The following is an 18,702-nucleotide window of genomic DNA, read 5'->3' on the forward strand; positions in this document are numbered from 1 at the left end:
CGGGGGAGAGAGAATTGCGGCACACCAGCATCGACGTGGAGCGCACTCGGCGTAGCGCTCGAAGCGCGTTAATGCGGGGCGTGGCGTCTATCGTCGCCTTCGGTCTTCTCGTTACCGGGCTCACCGTCATGCCGACCACTTCGGCCGAAGCTGCTGTTGTGCAGTGGGGTACCAACGCCGGTACGTCTCCCAGCTACCAGACCACCGTCAACGGTGACTTCCTCATGGCCGGTAATGGCGTTCTCGCCTGCAACCGGCCCCTCTACACGGCTGCCCAAATCGGTAGTTGTACTGATCTGCACTCCGCCTCCGGCGGAAACGGCAATACCGCTAACGACAACTTCTACCTCGAAAACTCGAACACAGTAGCGGGATTCACCACCAACTCCAGCTCGGCGAACATCACGATTCCCGCGGGGGCATCCGTAAAGAAGGCCTTCCTGAGCTGGAGCGCCAACACTGGCGTTTTCACCGGAACTGCGGCTAATGCGTGCACCACTGTCAATGCCACACGCGGAACCGCTCTGATGCCCGCTGGCTCGGCTACCGGATACCGCACCGCTGCAGCGAAGCTCAAGGTGGGAATCGGCCCGGTCACGACCGTCGCACCGGCAACAGTCCTAGAAGATCCTGTTGGTACCACGTCGGCGATCTACTACAGCGCGAGCGCCGACGTCACAAACGCTTTTGCTGGTGCCGCCACAGGAACCCCGCTCACGGTCTCCGCTGGTGACATTTGGGCTCCTCAGGGTGCCGGTTGCTACGCCGGCTGGACCCTGACCGTTGTCTACGACTACGGCGTCTACATCCCGAGCAACCTCAACTCGGCTCCGCACCGCATCATCTTCTACGAAGGTCACGTTCGCATGACCGCCGCTGAGGCTCCCCTCACGGTAGCTTTCAACGGTTTCAGCGCCGTTGACACCGGAACCCGCGCCGGTTTCTCGCTCTATGAGGGCGACCGCATCATTCAGGGCGACATTGCTGAGTACTCTCGTGGCAACGGCGGCTTCACCCAATTGCCCAACAGCGCGGGCAATACCGGCAATATCGGTATCGGTCGAGGCGAGGGCTCCGTTCGCTACACCGCCCTTACCGACACTGGGCCGTTCACTAACCAGAGTGTGGATGTCGCCACCGTCGATTTGCCCAATGTGCAGACCGGCGACACCTCGGTGAACCTGCGGATGAGCACCAGCGGTGACTCCTATTTGCTGCAGAACGCTATTCTTTCGGTGCCGAGCGCGGGTATCAACGTCTCTAAGACCTACGATGGCACGCTCGACCAGCAATCTCGCACGTCAACGGAACCGGCTACGTTCACGGTCACGGTGACGAACTCCGGTGTCGGCGTTCTTCAAAACATTGTTGTCGCAGATGACCAGACCGACTGTGCCCGCACCCTCACTGGAGTCACGCTCGCGCCGCTTCAGTCGTATACCTACACGTGTGTCGCCAACGGGCCCACCACTGCCAGTTACGACTCCACCGCCACTGCGACAGCAAGCACTGTCGTGGGAAACAACTCCGCGACGGGGACCGACTCCACGCGCGTGCTGCTCTCCTCGATCGCTCTCTCCAAGACGAGCGCGCTCGCCGGTGGAGCAACGGGCCGCGCTGGCGACACCCTGAACTACACATTCACCATCAAGAACAACGGTGACTCGCCCCTCACAGGAGTCGCGGTTACCGATCCGATGACCGGGCTGTCGGCTATCACTTACACGTGGCCGACGGCCACCGCGGGTGCGCTCGCGGCTGGTGCCTCCGCCACCGGTACGGCGACCTACACGCTCACCCAGGCCGATGTGGATGCCGGTTCGATCGCGAACACCGCGACCGCCACCGGAACGGATGCTGACGGCGGCATCAAGCCGGTCGCGACAGCAAACCGCACCACCCCCATCCCGGTGAATGCTGTTCTCGAAACCAAGAAGACGGCCGCCTATGCCGGTGCCGGAGTCGGCAATGTCGGCGACGTCGTGAACTATTCGTTCTCCGTAAAAAACACGGGTAACGTCACGCTCACCTCGGTCACCCTGACCGACCCTCTCACCGGGCTGTCCGCGATCGCGGTCACCTGGCCGGGAACCGCGGGTCGTCTCGCACCGGGTCAGACCGCCACGGGAACGGCGACGTATACGGTGAAGCAGGCCGACGTTAACGCCGGCAAGATCGTGAACCAAGCGACGTCGGCTGGCCGCACCCCCAAGAACGTCGCTGTCACGGGCCTGAGCAACGAGGTCACGCTGGCTACCGCGCCTGCAGCTCCCGGGCTCACCACCACGAAGTCGGGAACAGTAGCCAACCCCAAGGGCGTTGGCAGCGTCGTCACCTATACCTTCAGCGCCAAGAACACCGGAAACGTGACGCTCACCGGTGTCGCCATTGCCGACCCGCTCGTCGGGCTCTCCGCCCTGACCTACTCGTGGCCGGGAACCGCCGGAACTCTGGCTCCGGGCCAGACCGTGACCGCCACCGCGACGTACACCGTAAAACAGTCCGATGTGGATGCCGGTCTCGTGCGCAACACCGCCACCAGCTCGGGAACCTCACCCAGCGGCACCGCCGTTGCTGCGGCATCCCCTCGCGTAGATGTGGCGCTGCAAACTCGCACTCCCGCTGTTTCGCTGACGAAGACGGGTGCGCTCGCGGGCGGTTCCACCGCTGGCAGCACCGTGAACTACTCTTTCGTTCTCACTAACTCGGGCAACGTGACGCTCACGAACGCGGGAATCACTGACCCGCTCTCCGGTCTCTCGGCCATCACCTACGGCACATGGCCCGGAACCGTCGGCACCCTTGCTCCCGGCCAGTCCGTCACCGCAACCGCCACCTACACGGTGAAGCAGTCGGACGTCGATGCTGGCGCGATCGCCAACAGCGCGACCGCAAAGGGCACGCCTCCGACCGGTGCTGACGTCACGCGTACGACTCCCGCCACCGTGCCGATCACCGCCGACGCCAAGATGATCGTCACCAAGTCGGGCGCGTACACGACAGGCTCCGGCGCAGTCGGCTCGGTCGTCACCTACACGTTCAGCGTGAAGAACGACGGAAACGTTACTCTCAGCCAGGTCGTTCTCGCCGACCCACTCTCGGGCCTCAGCCCGATCTCGGTAACGTGGCCCGGTGCATCCGGAGTGCTCACACCAGGGCAGACGGCCACCGGAACCGCGACCTACACGGTGAAGCAGTCCGACGTGGATGCCGGCTCGGTCAAGAACACGGCAACCGCCACGGCTAAGACTCCCACCGGCGCTACCGTAACCCAGCCCTCAGCCGAGTCTGTGGTGCCTACGGTCACGCCGACCCGAGCGATCACCACCACGAAGTCTGCCGTTATCGCCGGTGGCGCGACCGGCAAGGTCGGCGACGTCATCACCTACTCGTTCAGCGCGAAGAACGACGGAAACGTCACGCTCTCGGGTGTGACCATCGCTGACCCGCTGACGGGACTCTCAGCGCTCACCTACACGTGGCCGGGCGCCACCGGAGTGCTCGCGCCAGGCCAGACCGTCACCGCGGTAGCGAACTACACGATCAAGCAGTCTGATGTGAATGCCGGCTCGGTCAAGAACACGGCAACCGGTAGCGGAACCCACGGCGGCACAGCCGTGACTGACCCCTCGGACGAGGTCACCGTTCCGACAGTGGCCGCGAGCCCCGTCATCACCACGCTCAAGTCGGGGGCGCTCGCCGCCGGCTCTACCGGCCGCGCTGGCGACACCGTGAACTTCTCGATCAAGCTCACCAACTCGGGCAACGTAACCCTGACCTCGGTGTCGGCAACCGACACACTCCCCGGTCTCTCGGCGCTCACTTACGGCACGTGGCCGTCGGGCACCGCCGGTACGCTCGCGCCGGGCCAGTCGGTTACGGCAACAGCGACCTACACGCTGAAGCAGTCTGATGTGGATGCCGGCTCGGTCTCGAATACCGCGACTGGTTCGGGAACACCGCCGACCGGTGCCGCAGTGACCAGCACGAGCCCCGCCACGGTTCCGATCACCGCTGGCCCCGCACTGACCGTCTCCAAGTCGGGTGCGGTCACCACGGGCAACGGTTCCGTTGGCGACATCATCACCTTCTCGTTCGTCGTTCGCAACACCGGCAACGTCACCGCCACCGGCGTCGGTATTACCGACACCCTCGCCGGTCTCTCGGCCGTTACCTTTGGCACCTGGCCGAGTGGCACAGCCGGCACGCTCGCTCCGAACACTCAGGTAACTGCTACCGCGACTTACGAAATTGAACAGCTCGACGTCAACTTTGGCTCTGTCCGGAACACCGCTACGGCATCCGGCAGCACGCCGTCGGGCGGTACCGTGTCAGCAACGTCGCCACAGGCAGTCGTTCCGACGGTGGCATCGTCGCCGGCCATTACGACCACGAAGACGGCAAGCGTTTCTGGCACGGGTGCGGTTGGCGATGTCATCACGTACACCTTCACCGCCAAGAACACGGGTAACGTCACGCTGAAGGACGTGACGATCGCTGACCCGCTCACTGGTCTCTCGGCACTGACCTACGGTACGTGGCCGGGTTCCACGATCGGAACGTTGCAGCCCAACTGGGAGGTCACCGCCACGGCGACCTACACAATCGTGCAGTCCGATGTTGATGCTGGCTCGGTCAAGAACATCGCAACCTCGACGGGCAAATTTGGCACCACTGCCGTGAGCGGTCCTTCGCCTCAGGTGACGACTCCGACGATCGCCTCCGTTCGCACTATCTCTCTCGCGAAGACCGGCGTTCTCGCTGCCGGCGCTACGGGCGTCGCGGGCGACACTGTCAACTACACCTTCGTCGTTCGCAACACGGGCAACGTCACGCTCACGAGCGTGGGGCTGACCGACCCACTGCCCGGCCTCTCCGCTGTCACCTTCGGTACGTGGCCGAGCGGAACCGCGGGTCGCCTGCTGCCCAATACGCAGGTCACCGCCACGGCGAGCTACGTTCTCAAGCAAACGGATGTCGATGCCGGTTCGGTAGCGAACACGGCAACGACGCGTGGTACTCCTCCGACCGGCGCAGCTGTGTCGGCTACGACTCCGGCCACCGTTCCTGTTGCAGCGAACGGCGCTCTCGCTGTGGCGAAGACGGGTGCCGTCACGTCGGGCACCGGCGGAGTCGGCAGCACGATGACCTTCTCGTTCACGATCACGAACCCCGGAAACGTCACGATGACGGGGGTCGCCATTGCGGACTCGCTCGTGGGGCTCTCGGCACCCGTCTACACCTGGCCCACCGCGACTGCCGGGCGCATTGCTCCGGGCGAGACGGCGACAGCAACGGCCACCTATACGGTGAAGCAGGCTGACGTCAACGCTGGTTCGGTAGCGAACACGGCTACTGTCTCGGGCACGACTCCGACCAACGCAACGGTGACTTCTGCGTCGTCAACTGCCACCGTTCCCACGATCACCGGTGCGCCTCAGCTCACCACCACGAAGTCAGCGAATGTGACGTCGGGTGCCAAGGTCGGCGACTCGATCACGTACTCCATCGCGATTTCTAATACGGGCAACCAGACCGTCACCGGCGTCACTCTGACTGACTCGCTCGCGGGTCTCTCTACTCCGGTGGTGACGTGGCCTGGGGTTGCGGGAACCCTCGCTCCCGGCCAGACCGCTACAGCTCTCGCGACCTACACCGTCAAGCAGTCGGATGTCGACTCCGGTTCGATCACGAACACGGCCTCGGCTGCTGGAACTGCGCCCGGCGCGACCCCGGTAACCTCAGCGTCCAGCCCCGTAGTCACGACCACCGTCACAGCAGCGCCTACGATTTCGCTCGCGAAGTCGGGCACACTTCCGGCTGGTTCCACGTCGGTTGCTGGCGAGGTCGTCACGTACAGCTTCGTCATCCGTAACACCGGCAATGTCACGATCACGGATGCTGCGGTAACCGACCCGCTTTCGGGTCTCTCCGCCATCACCTACGGAACGTGGCCGTCGGGCACCACAGAAACGCTCGCGCCGAACACTCAAGTCACTGCCACCGCGACGTACACGGTGAAGCAATCGGATGTCGATGCGGGTTCGATCGCGAACACCGCGACGGCAACGGGCACGGGAGTCATCGGCGGCGCCGCTGCTCCGAAGACGAGCAGCGCCACAGTGCCTCTCGCGACGACCGCCAAGCTCACCGTCTCCAAGACCGGTGCCACGGCTGCGGGAGCGAACAAGGTGGGCGATACCGTCACCTTCTCGTTCGTTGTGAAGAACACCGGTAACGTCACGCTCTCGAGCGTGGGCATCACCGACTCTCTCGCGGACCTCTCGGCTGTCACCTTCGGCACGTGGCCGGGCGGCACCACCGGAGTTCTCGCTCCCAATGCGCAGGTAACCGCGACCGCGACGTACACAATCAAGCAGTCTGACGTGAACGCGGGCTCCGTGAAGAACACGGCTACGGCATCCGGAACACCGCCGTCGGGCCCTGTTGCGACGGCAACCTCGACGCAGGCTGTTGTGCCGACGGTTGCAGCATCCCCCGCACTCGTCACCACCAAGAGTGCTGTCGTGGGCGGCACCGGAACCGGCGTGATCGGCGACACGATTACGTACACGTTCACCGCGAAGAACACCGGTAACGTGACGCTCACGGGCGTCACTCTGACCGACCCGCTCTCCGGACTCTCCACGCCGACCTACGTATGGTCGGGTGGCGTCAGCGGCCAGCTCAACCCCAACGGCACCGTCACCGGTACCGCCACCTACACAATCACCCAGGCGGATGTCGACGCCGGTTCGGTCAAGAACACTGCGACGGCAACCGGTACACCTCCGACCGGCGCTGCTGTGACGGCTCCGTCGCCGGAACTCGTGACGCCGACAATCGCGTCTGCTCCGACGATCGCTGTGACTAAGTCGGGCGCTCTCGCGCCGGGCGCGCAGGGTGTTGCGGGTGACGTTGTCACGTGGAGCCTCTCGCTCACGAACTCCGGCAATGTGACGCTCACCTCGGTAGCGGTTACTGACTCGCTTCCCGGCGTCTCCGCCGTGACCTACGGCACCTGGCCCTCGACGGCAGGAACCTTGGCTCCGGGCCAGAGCGTCTCAGCGACGGCAACCTACGTTCTTAAGCAGGCCGACATCGACGCCGGCGCTGTCTCGAACACCGCTAATGGTTCGGGTACTCCGCCGCGGGGTTCACCGGCAACGGCGACTGCTCCGGCAACCCTTCCCCTCGCGTCGAACTCTACGATGACGCTTGCCAAGACCGCGGCCATCGTTTCTCCCGGCACGGGCGTTGTGGGCGACACCATCCGCTACACCTTCACCGCGGAGAACACCGGTAACGTCACGCTGACCAACGTGATCATCGCGGACCCTCGCCCCGGTCTCAGCGCACTTACCTACGGCACCTGGACCAGCGGCACTGTTGGCCGCCTCGCTCCCGGCCAGACGGTGACCGCGACGGCTGACTATGTGATTCGCCAGGCCGACCAGGACGCTGGCGTCGTAAACAACACGGCCTCCGTTTCGGGCAAGCCGCCCGTGGGGCCGAACACCACCGCGTCGGCGGCCGCAGTCGCAACTCCCACCGCCACGCGCGTTCCCGGCATCCTCACCACTAAGACCTCGAGCGTTGCCGGAACCGGTGCCGTCGGCGACGTCATCACCTACACGATCACCGTGCGCAACACGGGAAACACGACGCTCACGTCGGTGTCGGCGAGTGACCCACTCTCTGGCCTCAGCACGCTCACCTACGGCGCGTGGCCAGGCGGAGTGACGGGAACGCTGCAGCCGAACACGCAGGTTGTCGCCACCGCGAAATACACGATCAAGCAGTCCGATGTGAACGCCGGCGCGGTCACAAACACGGCAACGGGTCAGGGCACGTCGCCCTCCGCCGGCGTCATCACGGATCCCTCCGATGAGGTCACCACTGCGACGGTTGCCGCCAACCCGGTAGCCACGTTCTCCAAAACAGGGGCTCTTGCGGCCGGTGCTGTCGGCGTTGCCGGCGACGTGATCACCTACACCTTCACGACAAAGAACACCGGAAATGTGACGCTCACGGGCGTTGCCGTCAGCGATCCGCTGACTGATCTCGGCACGATTTCGTACACCTGGCCGGGTACCGCTGGCGTGCTCGCCCCGGGTCAAACCGTCATGGCAACCGCCAACTACACGGTGAAGCAGTCCGATGTGGATGCTGGCTCTGTCAGCAACACCGCAACGCTCACCGCGACCCCGCCGTCGGGTACTCCCTTCACGGAGACCGACTCGGAGACGGTGTCGATTGCTGCTGCCCCCGGCATCACGGTGAGCAAGCTCGCTTCGGTCGGTGGAACCGGTGAAGAGGGCGACGTCATCACGTACACGATGACGATTCGCAACACGGGTAACCAGACGCTCACCGTGGTGACGCTCGTCGATAACTTGCCCGGGCTGAGCGCTCCGACCTTCGTCTGGCCGGGGACTCCGAACGAGCTTGCGCCGGGTCAAACGGCGACCGCTAGCGCGACGTACACCATTGACCTCGATGACCTCAACGATGGTGAAGTAACGAACACCGCGAATGTCACTGCTCAGACTCCCGGTGGTGGCCCCGAGGTCTCCGCGAGCTCTGGCGCCGTGGTCGTAGCGACGGGTGACCAGCGGCCCGAGCTGACCACCACGAAGACTGCCAGCGTTGTGCCGAGCCCCGCCGCCGAAGGCACCACGATCACGTACTCCTTCGTCGTGGAAAACACCGGAAACGTGACCATCGAGAACATCGTTCTCAATGACCCCTTGCTGGGTGGAGCAACGCCGACGCTCTCGGCAACATCGCTTGATCCTGGTGAGTCCGCGACAGCAACTGCGAACTACACGATCACCCAAGCGGATGTCGATGCTGGCTCGGTGACGAACACCGCGAAGGCCGTCGGTGGCACGACGGCAGACCCCGCAGTTCCCGTTGAAAGTCCGGTCTCCTCGGTGACCACTCCGACTGAGCCTGCTGCCCCCGGTATTTCCGTCACGAAGTCGGGCACCGCAGCGCAAGACGCCGGTGACCTGATCGACTGGAGCTTCACTGTTACCAACACCGGTAACGTCACCCTCAGCGGCGTGACCCTCAACGATGCTTTGGCGGGGGTCACTCCCGTCTTCGGTACCTTCCCCAGCGGAGTCGCTGGCCAGCTCGATCCCGGCGACAGCGTGTTGGCAACCGCCGATGACTACGTTGTGACGCAGGCGGATGTCGACTCGGGTTCCGTCGTGAACACCGTGACCGCATCCGGTACTCCGTCGCGCGGTGCCGTCGCGAACGCGACCACCGCGGCAACCGTGCCGCTGGCTCCCGACGCCGGAATCACGATCGTCAAGGCGGAGGACGCAACTCCTGCTGGCCGTGCGCTCGGCGACGAGGTTTCCTTCACGTTCACCGTGACCAACACCGGTAACGTCACGCTGAGCTCCATCAGCATCATCGACCAGCTCGATGGTGTCTCGGCGATTAGCTATGACGACTGGGACGGCAACCCTGCCGGTACGCTCGGCCCGAACGACGTTCTGACTGCCACTGCGACCTACGAACTCACTCAGGACGACATCGATAACGGTTCCGTCGACAACGACTCGAGCGTGCTCGCCTCGACACCTGCTGGCGTCATCCTCGATGAGGACTCCAACACCGTCACGGTCACGACCGATGCTGCCGCTCCCGTTCTTGTCACCACGAAGGCCGCCGTGCTCAACGGCACCGGCGTTGTGGGCGACACCATCAGCTACACGATCACGCTGCTCAACGACGGAAACGTCACACTCACGGATGCGGCGATCACTGACTCGCTCGCGGGGCTCAGCGCGCTCGTGTACGGCGAATGGGTCTCCGGCGTCGATGGCGAACTTGCTCCTGGCGAGTCCGTATCGGCCACGGCGAACTACACAATCACTCAGGCGGATGTCGATGCTGGCTCGGTCAGCAACGTAGCGACCGGTGACGCCGAGTCCGCTCGCGACGATGCTGCCGTCACTGACGACTCGCCCGCCGCGGTCACACCGCTCGTCACCCAGTCCGCTCTTATCTCAGCAACGAAGACCGGTGTTCTCGAGTCCGGTGCTGAGGGTGAAGCGGGAGACCTGATCGAGTGGTCCTTCACGATCACGAACGATGGAAACGTCACGTTGACCGGTGTCATTTTCACAGACACCCTCACCGATCTTTCGGCCATCACCTACACCTGGCCGACCGCCACCGACGGCGTCTTGGCTCCGGGCGAGACCGCCACAGCGGTAGCAACGTACGAGCTCAAGCAAAGTGACGTGGACTCCGGCTCCGTCGTGAACCTCGCTACGCCATCCGGGGTCGACCCCAACACCGATGATGTCGATGGCACCGAGGTCGCTGCGACCGTTGTTGTTGAACCGGCTGCAAGCCTCAGCGCGATCAAGACCGGCGAACTGCGTGCCGGCGGAATCGGTCAAGTCGGCGACGTGATCGACTACTCCGTTACCGCCACCAACACCGGTAACGTCACGCTGCACGCAGGTCAGTTGCTCGACCCGCTTCCCGGCATTAGCGACCCCAACATCGTCTGGCCAGACCCGGCACAGCCCGGCGTTCTCGGCGTGGGCGAATCGGTAACCGGTACCGCGGAGTACACCCTCACTCAGGCCGATGTTGATCTCGGGTACATCGAAAACACGGCAGACGTTCAGGCCCTCACCCCGAACGATGCGATTGTTCCGGCAACCACCAACACTGTTGTGATCCCGACGGTTCGCCCTGCTCCGATCCTGACCGTCGATAAGTCGGCCGTTGTCGCCGACGATGGCGAGCTCGGTGACGAGATCGCGTACTCATTCACGATCACGAACGACGGAAATGTCACGATCGACGGCATCACCCTGGCTGACCCGCTGCCCGGCCTCACCGGTCTCACGGTCAACTGGCCCGTCGCGAACACCACGCAGACGCTTGCGCCCGGTGAGAACGTCACCGCCACAGCGACCTACACAATCATTCAGGACGACGTGAACGCGGGAGAGGTTCGCAACACGGCAACCGCGAGCGGAACCGGGGCGCAAAGTACTCCGGTCACCGGCTCGTCGCCCGAGGTTGTTGCCGAACTCGTCGAGGCTGACCCCTCGCTGAGCGCGACGAAGAGCGCGGCACTTGCTGCCGGCGCTACGGGCGTCGCGGGCGACACCGTGGAATTCAGCTTCACCGTCACCAACGACGGAAACGTTTCGCTGACATCCGTCGACCTGATTGACCAGCTGCCGGGTCTCACGGGCGTCACGTTCGGCGCGTGGCCGACGGCGACCGACGGGCTTCTCAACCCCGGCGACGACGTCACGGCTACAGCGACGTACACGCTCCTGCAGAGCGATATCGATGCTGGTTCTCTCGCGAACAGCGTCAACGCCATGGGTGTTCCGCCCACGGGTTCCGCTGTAACGCAGCCGGCTTCCGCAACCCTTCCTCTCACGGCAACCCCGAACTTCACCGTCACGAAGACGGGTGACTTGGGAACCCAGCTGGGTGAAGTGGGCGATATTGTCGACTACTCCTTCATCATCACCAACTCCGGAAACGTGACCCTGAACGGTGTCGTGCTCATCGACTCGATGCCTGGAGTCAGCACTCCGGTGATCGTCTGGCCCGGAGCCGACCGCGTGCTCGCTCCCGGTGAGATTGCAACGGCTACCGCTGAGTACACGATCACTCAAGACGACGTCGATGCGGGCTCCGTGACGAACACGGCCGAAGCGCTCGGCACAACGCCCGAGGGGACCGAATACTTCGAGTTCTCTGACCCGGCCGTGAACCCCACGGTTGATCGCACGGCATCCGTCACGATTGACAAGGTCGGCAGCGCTCCGGATGGCGCGGCTCTCGGCGACCTCGTGCACTACGACTTCACACTGCAGAACACCGGTAACACGACACTCACGGGCGTAGCGATTGACGACCCGCTCGTCGGACTCTCGACCATCGTGTACTCGTGGCCGGGTGCTGACGGTGAGCTCGCTCCCGGCGAGACGGCGACCGCCACCGCGACCTACGCGATTACTCAGGCTGATATTGACCGCGGCTACGTTCGCAACTCAGCGGATGTCGATGCCACGTCACCGCTCGGTGCAGTCGAGGATTCGGTTGGCCCCATTGATGTGCCGACGGATGCCGCTGCTCCAGCGATCGAGACCACCAAGAACGGTGCGCTCGAGGCAGGCGCAACCGGGTTCGCCGGGGACACCGTGGAGTACTCCTTCACTGTGCGCAACAGCGGAAACGTGACGCTCACCGGTGTCACACTGACCGACCCGCTCACGGGCCTCAGCGCGCTGACCTATACGTGGCCGACTGCCACAGACGGCACCCTCGCTCCGGGCCAAAGCGCAACTGCTGTGGCGACCTACGAGCTCACGCAGGCCGACGTTGATGCCGGCAAGGTCGACAACCAAGTCAAGGCTGAGGGAACCACTCCTGCCGCAGGCACCGTTGAGCAGACTGCCGACGAGACCGTGACCATCACCCCAGCACCAGTGCTGACGCCCTTCAAGTCGGGAACCATCCTGAACGGTGGCGTCGGAGAAGTTGGCGACACCGTGGAGTACCGCCTTACTGTGACGAACAACGGAAACGTCACGCTCTACGACGGACAGTTGCTTGACCCGTTGCCAGGCCTCTCGGTTCCGGTCATCACGTGGCCAGACGCGGCGAAGCCCGGCGAGATTCCCGTGGGCGAATCAGTGCTCGGTGTAGCGACGTATCAACTCACGCAGGAAGACGTCGACCGCGGCTTCATTTCGAATATTGCCGATATGTCTGCAGAGACCCCGGCCGGTGTTCTCGTCATTGAGACCTCCAACGAGGTCATTGTTCCGACCGTTCTTCCTGCCCCCAACATCACCGTCACGAAGTCGGGCGCACCTCAGGGCACGGCTGACCTCGGCGACACGATCGACTACTCGTTCGAGATTCTCAACTCGGGTAACGTCACGCTGGATTCCGTCACGCTGACCGATCCGTTGCCGAACCTCTCGGCGATCACGATTACGTGGCCGACTCCGACGAGCCCCGGCGTGCTCGCTCCCGGTGAGATCGCAACCGCTACGGCAAACTACGAAATCACTCAGGATGACGTGGATGCTGGCGCTGTTCTGAACATCGCCACCGCCGATGGCGTTGACCCCAACGGCACCGACGTCACGGATGACTCGGAAGCGAACACCGTTCCGACGGAAACCATTCGCGCTCTCGTGGAGCTCACCAAGAGCGGCGTTCTCGCTGACCCGGCTCGAGCCGACGAGGGCGACACCGTCAACTGGTCGTTCGAGTTGACCAACTCAGGCAACGTGACCCTCACGGGCGTCGAGATTGTGGACACCTTGCCGGGCCTTTCGGCTCTGACCTACACGTGGCCGGACACCGCTGGCACGCTCGAAGTGGGGGAATCGGTTACCGCGACCGCGACATCCACTCTTACTCAAGAGCAGATCGACGCGGGAACAGTTGCTAACGACGCGACTGGTTCTGGAACCCCTCCGCGCGGCGATGCTGTCAGCGATCCGGCAACCGCTTCGGTGGTTTTGGCTCCGCAGGCGGGCATGGCCGTCACGAAGGATGGAACTGTTGATGGCGCCGGTAACGCTGGCGACACGATCGACTACGACTTCAGCATCACTAATACGGGAAACGTCACGTTGACGTTGGTCGACCTCGTTGATGCCCTCGTCGGTGTCAGCAGCCCGGTCTTCACCTGGCCCGGAACGACCGGAGAGTTGCAACCCGGTGAGACGGTTACGGCTACTGCCGACTACACGATCACTCAGGATGACGTCGACCGCGGCAGCGTCTCCAACGTCGCTACTGCGAGTGGTAAGCCGCCCATCGGCGACACGATCACGGTGAGCACGACAGTCACCGAAACGACGGTCGCTCCGGCCGCTGCGGCACTGTCGCTGACGAAGTCGTCGAGCACCGGCGCCAGCGCCGGTGTCGGGGACATCATCACCTACACGTTCGAGGTGGAGAACACCGGAAACGTCACGGTCGACGAGATCGTGATCACCGACCCGCTACCCGGCCTCAGCACTCCCGTGGTCGACTGGCCCGGAGCCAACGGTGTTCTCGCCCCCGGCGAGACTGCAACGGCAACCGCGACCTACGCGATCACTCAGGCTGATGTTGATGCCGGCACGGTCGATAACACCGCAGTCGCCAACGGCACCTCGCCGACCGACGTAGCCGTGCCGAGCAACACGGCCTCGGTGCAGACGCCGACGGATGCGGGTGCCCCCGACATCCTCGTCACGAAGAGTGGAGCCCTCGCTCCTGGTTCCACCGGTTTCGCCGGTGACCTCGTGGAATACGAGTTCTCGCTGACGAACAACGGTAACCAGACGCTCACCGCAGTCTCGCTGACTGATCCGCTTCCGGGTCTGTCTGCTCTCGTGTACTCCTGGCCGACCGCTACCGCGGGCACGCTCGCGCCGGGCGCCATCGTGACGGCCACGGCTACCCACGAACTGACTCAGGCTGATATCGACTCGGGCTCGGTGGCCAACGTCGTGACCGGTAGCGCAACGCCGCCAGCCGGTGTCGCCTTCACCGAGCAGGCTCCGGCCGCCGTGGCGATCGCAGCGAACGGCGAGCTTGAAGCTACAAAGTGGGGCGTACTGCGCGCCGGCGGTATCGGACAGGTCGGCGACTGGGTCGACTACCGCCTCGAAGCCACCAACACCGGCAACGTGACCCTGACTGACGGCGAACTGCGCGATCCGCTTCCCGGATTGAGCGTTCCCGTGATCACATGGCCGAACCCCGCGCAGCCTGGCGTTCTCTTGCCCGGCGAGACCGTGATCGGTGAAGCATCGGTTCAGCTCACTCAAGAAGACATCGACCGTGGCTACATCTCGAACATCGCGGATGTCGGCGCTACCGACCCGAACGATGACGACGTTCCGGCTACCACCAACGAAGTCATCGTCACGACTGTTCAGCCGCAACCGAGCATGACGGTCGTGAAGTCGGGCGCGATCGCTCTGACGGGTGAGAACGGCGTTGGCGACACCGTGGACTTCGAATTCGAGGTTCGCAACACCGGTAACGTCACGATCGGTTCGATCGTCGTCACCGACCCGCTCCCTGGAATGACCACCCCTGACGTGCAGTGGCCGACCGCGATAGAAACTCTCGCACCGAACGAGACGGTAACCGCAACGGCGAGCTACGACATCCGTCAGTCGGATGTTGACCGCGGCTTCGTAGAAAACACGGCGAGCGCTACGGCAGTTCCGGTGCGCGGCGATCCGATCGCGGCCACCTCGAACACGGTCGAGGTTCCCACGGAGGCTCCGAGCGTTGTGGTTTCTGTCACCAACACCGGTGCGCTGACGAACCCGGGCCCGGCTGTGGAAGGCGACACTGTCACCTGGAACTACAGCTTCACGAGTACGAGCAACGTGACGCTCTCGGGCGTTGAGCTGAGCGACTTCACCGGCTCGTTGCCCGCGGGCGATTACACCTGGCCCGGTGTCGTGGGCGTTCTTACTCCCGGCGACACGGTCACGGCAGTTCGCGTGCAAACGCTGACGCAGGCCGATATCGACTCGGGGGCTGTCTCAAGCGTCGTCACCGGTGAGGGAACTCCTCCCGTTGGTGCCGCGGCTAGCGCCACGGCTCCGGCAACCGTCGCTCTCGCGGCGGATGGTCTGCTGCAGGTAACGAAGTCGAGCGAGTTGGCTGTTGCGGGCGAGAACGGTCCGGGCGACACAATCAACTACACGATCGTGGTTACCAACATCGGAAACGTCACGCTGCGCACGGTGACCATCACCGACAGCATCGACAACGTCTCGATCAACTCGATCGTCTGGCCCGCCAACAGTGGCGTACTGGCTCCGGGGGAATCGGCGACGGCCAGTGCGACCTACGTTCTCGAACAGGATGACGTCGACCGCGGTTACGTCGACAACACGGCATCCGTCCGAGGCGTCACGCCGGGCGACGACCCGGTCACGGCGACCTCGAACGTCGACCGCGAGCTCACTGCGGTAGCTGACCCCAGCATCACGGCCGAGAAGTCGGGCGTCATGACCTCGGGTTCGGGCGAAGTCGGTTCTGAAATCACGTACAGCTTCATCGTGAAGAACACCGGAAACGTCACGCTGCGCCTCGTTGGCGTTCTCGATCCGCTGATTGAAGTTGTTCCCTCCGATCTCACCTTCCCCTCGGCCACCGGTATTCTCGGCCCAGGCCAGCAGGCTGTTGGTTCCGTCGTCTACACCGTCACTCAGGCGGACGTCGATAACGGCACCGTCGAGAACACGGCGACCGCGGTCGGCACTGCGCCCGATGGCAGTGAAGTGACTGGCGTCTCGAACACCGTGCTCAATCCGACCGACGAGGCTGCACCCTCCATCGTCACTTCCCACACCGCAGCGCTCGCGGCCGGGGCAACCGGCGTGCTCGGCGATGGCATGGACTACACCTTCACCATCACGAATGACGGAAACGTCACGCTCGATGGCGTGACACTCTCGAACACGATCCCGGGCCTCACCGGCTTCGTCTACACGTGGCCAGACCCGGCCGCTCCGGGCGTTCTCGCGCCGGGCGAAAGCGTCACCGTCACGGCGACCCGTCTTGTTGATCAGGCGGATGTCGACGCTGGCGAAGTACGCAACGTCGCGACCGGTGAGGGCAACTCTCCGGCCGCAACCGCCGTTGATGCTGACTCTGCGGTGACCATCGTTCCGCTCATCGAGGCGCTGTCGAGCGTTGACATTGCCAAGGCTGGCGAACCGCGTGCCGCGGGCGACCCCGTCGTGGTCGGTTCGTGGATCGACTACACCTTCACCGTCGAAAACACGGGCGAAACCACTCTGAGTGGTGTCACCGTCGCTGACCCGAAGGTTGGAACGACCGCGGTCGTTTACGGCGCTTGGCCCGCAGCGACCGGAGTTCTCGCTCCGGGCGAGTCGGTCACGGCAACCGCGAGCTACCAGGTCACGCAGGCTGAGTTCGATGCCGGTTCGGCGTCGAACACCGCAAACGTGACCTCGACGAATCCGGCGGGCGACGACGTGATCGACACGTCGAACACGGTTGTGGTGCCGACCGCTTCTGGCACTCCAGACATCGGCATCACGAAGACGCAGGTGCTCGAAGCGGGCGCCACCGGCATGGCCGGCGACACCGTGGAGTACAGCTTCGAGGTCACCAACACCGGTGATGTCACGCTGAACGGTGTCACGATCGCCGACGACCAGATCGATCTCAGCACGCTGACGATCACCTGGCCAGGCACTCCGGGCGTGCTCGCTCCGGGCCAGTCGGCAACGGCAACGGCGACCTACGTGCTCACTCAGGATGACGTGGATGCTGGCTCGATCAGTTCCGACGCTTCCACGGCGGGTACGCCGCCAGTGGGCGCTGTGGTGACGGCTACGGCCACCGGCTCAACGCCGATTGTCGAAGACCCGTCGATGACCATCACGAAGACGAGCTCGTTCGCGACCTTTGCCCAGCAGGGTGCCACCGTGAACTACGTCATCGAGGTCGTCAACACCGGTAACGTCACGCTCACCGCCGTCGTAATCAGCGATCCCAAGCCGGGTGTCTCCGCGCTCACCTACAACTGGCCGGGTACTCCTGGCGAGTTGGCTCCCGGTGAGTCGGTTACCGCCACGGCGACGTACGTGATTACTCAGGGTGACGTCGACGTTGAGCAGACCACTAACGTCGCAACGGTGAACGCTGATGCCCCGTCGGGCGCCATCGCGCCGGAAGAGGCGACCGACGTTCTCGCGATCCCGAATGTGCCGAACATTGCACTGACGATCTCGGGTGTGCTCGGGGCGGGCCAGCAGGGCTTCCCCGGCGACATCGTGATCTTCACGTACGTGGCAACCAACACGGGAACGCTGCCGCTGACGAACGTCTCGATTGCAGATCCGCGCTCCGGTCTCTCGGCCATGAACTACGGCGCGTGGCCGGGCGCGGTTGGGCAACTCGCTCCTGGTGAGTCGATTACGGCAACGGCGACCTACGTCATCCGTGAAAGCGATGCCGGAACGACGCTGTACGAAACGGCAACGGTCACCAGCACCGAGCTCAACTCGGGTGACCCGGTCGTCGCCACCGCACAGACAAGTTTGCAGCTACCTACCAAGGCGCTCTCTTACACTGGGTCAGACCCCCGAGGAACCCTCGCAACTGGCGTGGGCACCCTGCTCCTGGGCCTCGCACTGATCCTGCTCGCCCGCAGAAGACAACGACAGGAAAATTCATGAAGCTCCGCACACGACTGACCGCTACCGCTGTTCCTCTTGCGATTCTCGCGCTCACGCTGGCGGGATGCACCAACGGCACTGAGGAACAGCCCGACGCAGCCGAAAGCTCGGCAGCGGCAGAGCAGACCCCCGGGGTAACTGACATCACGGATGCTCCTGGCACTGGCGAAAACCTCGAAGGTGCTCTTGCTGATTCCACGGTTGAACAGTGCGAGCGCGACGGCGACGAGTGGATTGTGAACGGGTCGGTAACGAACTCGACTGATGCGAGCGCCACCTACCGCATCTATGTCTCACTCCTCAACGGCGCCAATGACACTCGTGCTCTCACCCAGGTGGATGTCGACGCAACGGAGCCCGGCGCGACCACCGACTGGGAGACTGTCATTCCTGTCGCCGAAGACGAGCTCACCTGCGTGCTGCGCGTCGAGCGCTACGAAGGCTAGTCGCGCGGGGT

General features: G+C 63.9%; 2 protein-coding genes. Both read left to right on the plus strand.

Features of this window, described 5'->3' with window-relative positions:
* Positions 1 to 80 precede the first annotated feature (80 nt).
* Positions 81 to 18,245: a DUF11 domain-containing protein gene (locus tag I6E60_RS02200; RefSeq protein WP_197178664.1), complete on the plus strand. Its 18,165-nt coding sequence runs from the start codon at positions 81 to 83 to the stop codon at positions 18,243 to 18,245.
* The gene (locus tag I6E60_RS02205) at positions 18,242 to 18,691 is read left to right on the plus strand and encodes a hypothetical protein (RefSeq protein WP_197178665.1); all 450 of its coding nucleotides are present in this window, start codon (positions 18,242 to 18,244) and stop codon (positions 18,689 to 18,691) included. The genes I6E60_RS02200 and I6E60_RS02205 overlap by 4 nt, the downstream gene beginning before the upstream one ends.
* The last annotated feature ends 11 nt before the right edge of the window (positions 18,692 to 18,702 follow it).

This window comes from Salinibacterium sp. SWN167, from assembly GCF_015864665.1.
GTDB lineage: Bacteria > Actinomycetota > Actinomycetes > Actinomycetales > Microbacteriaceae > Rhodoglobus.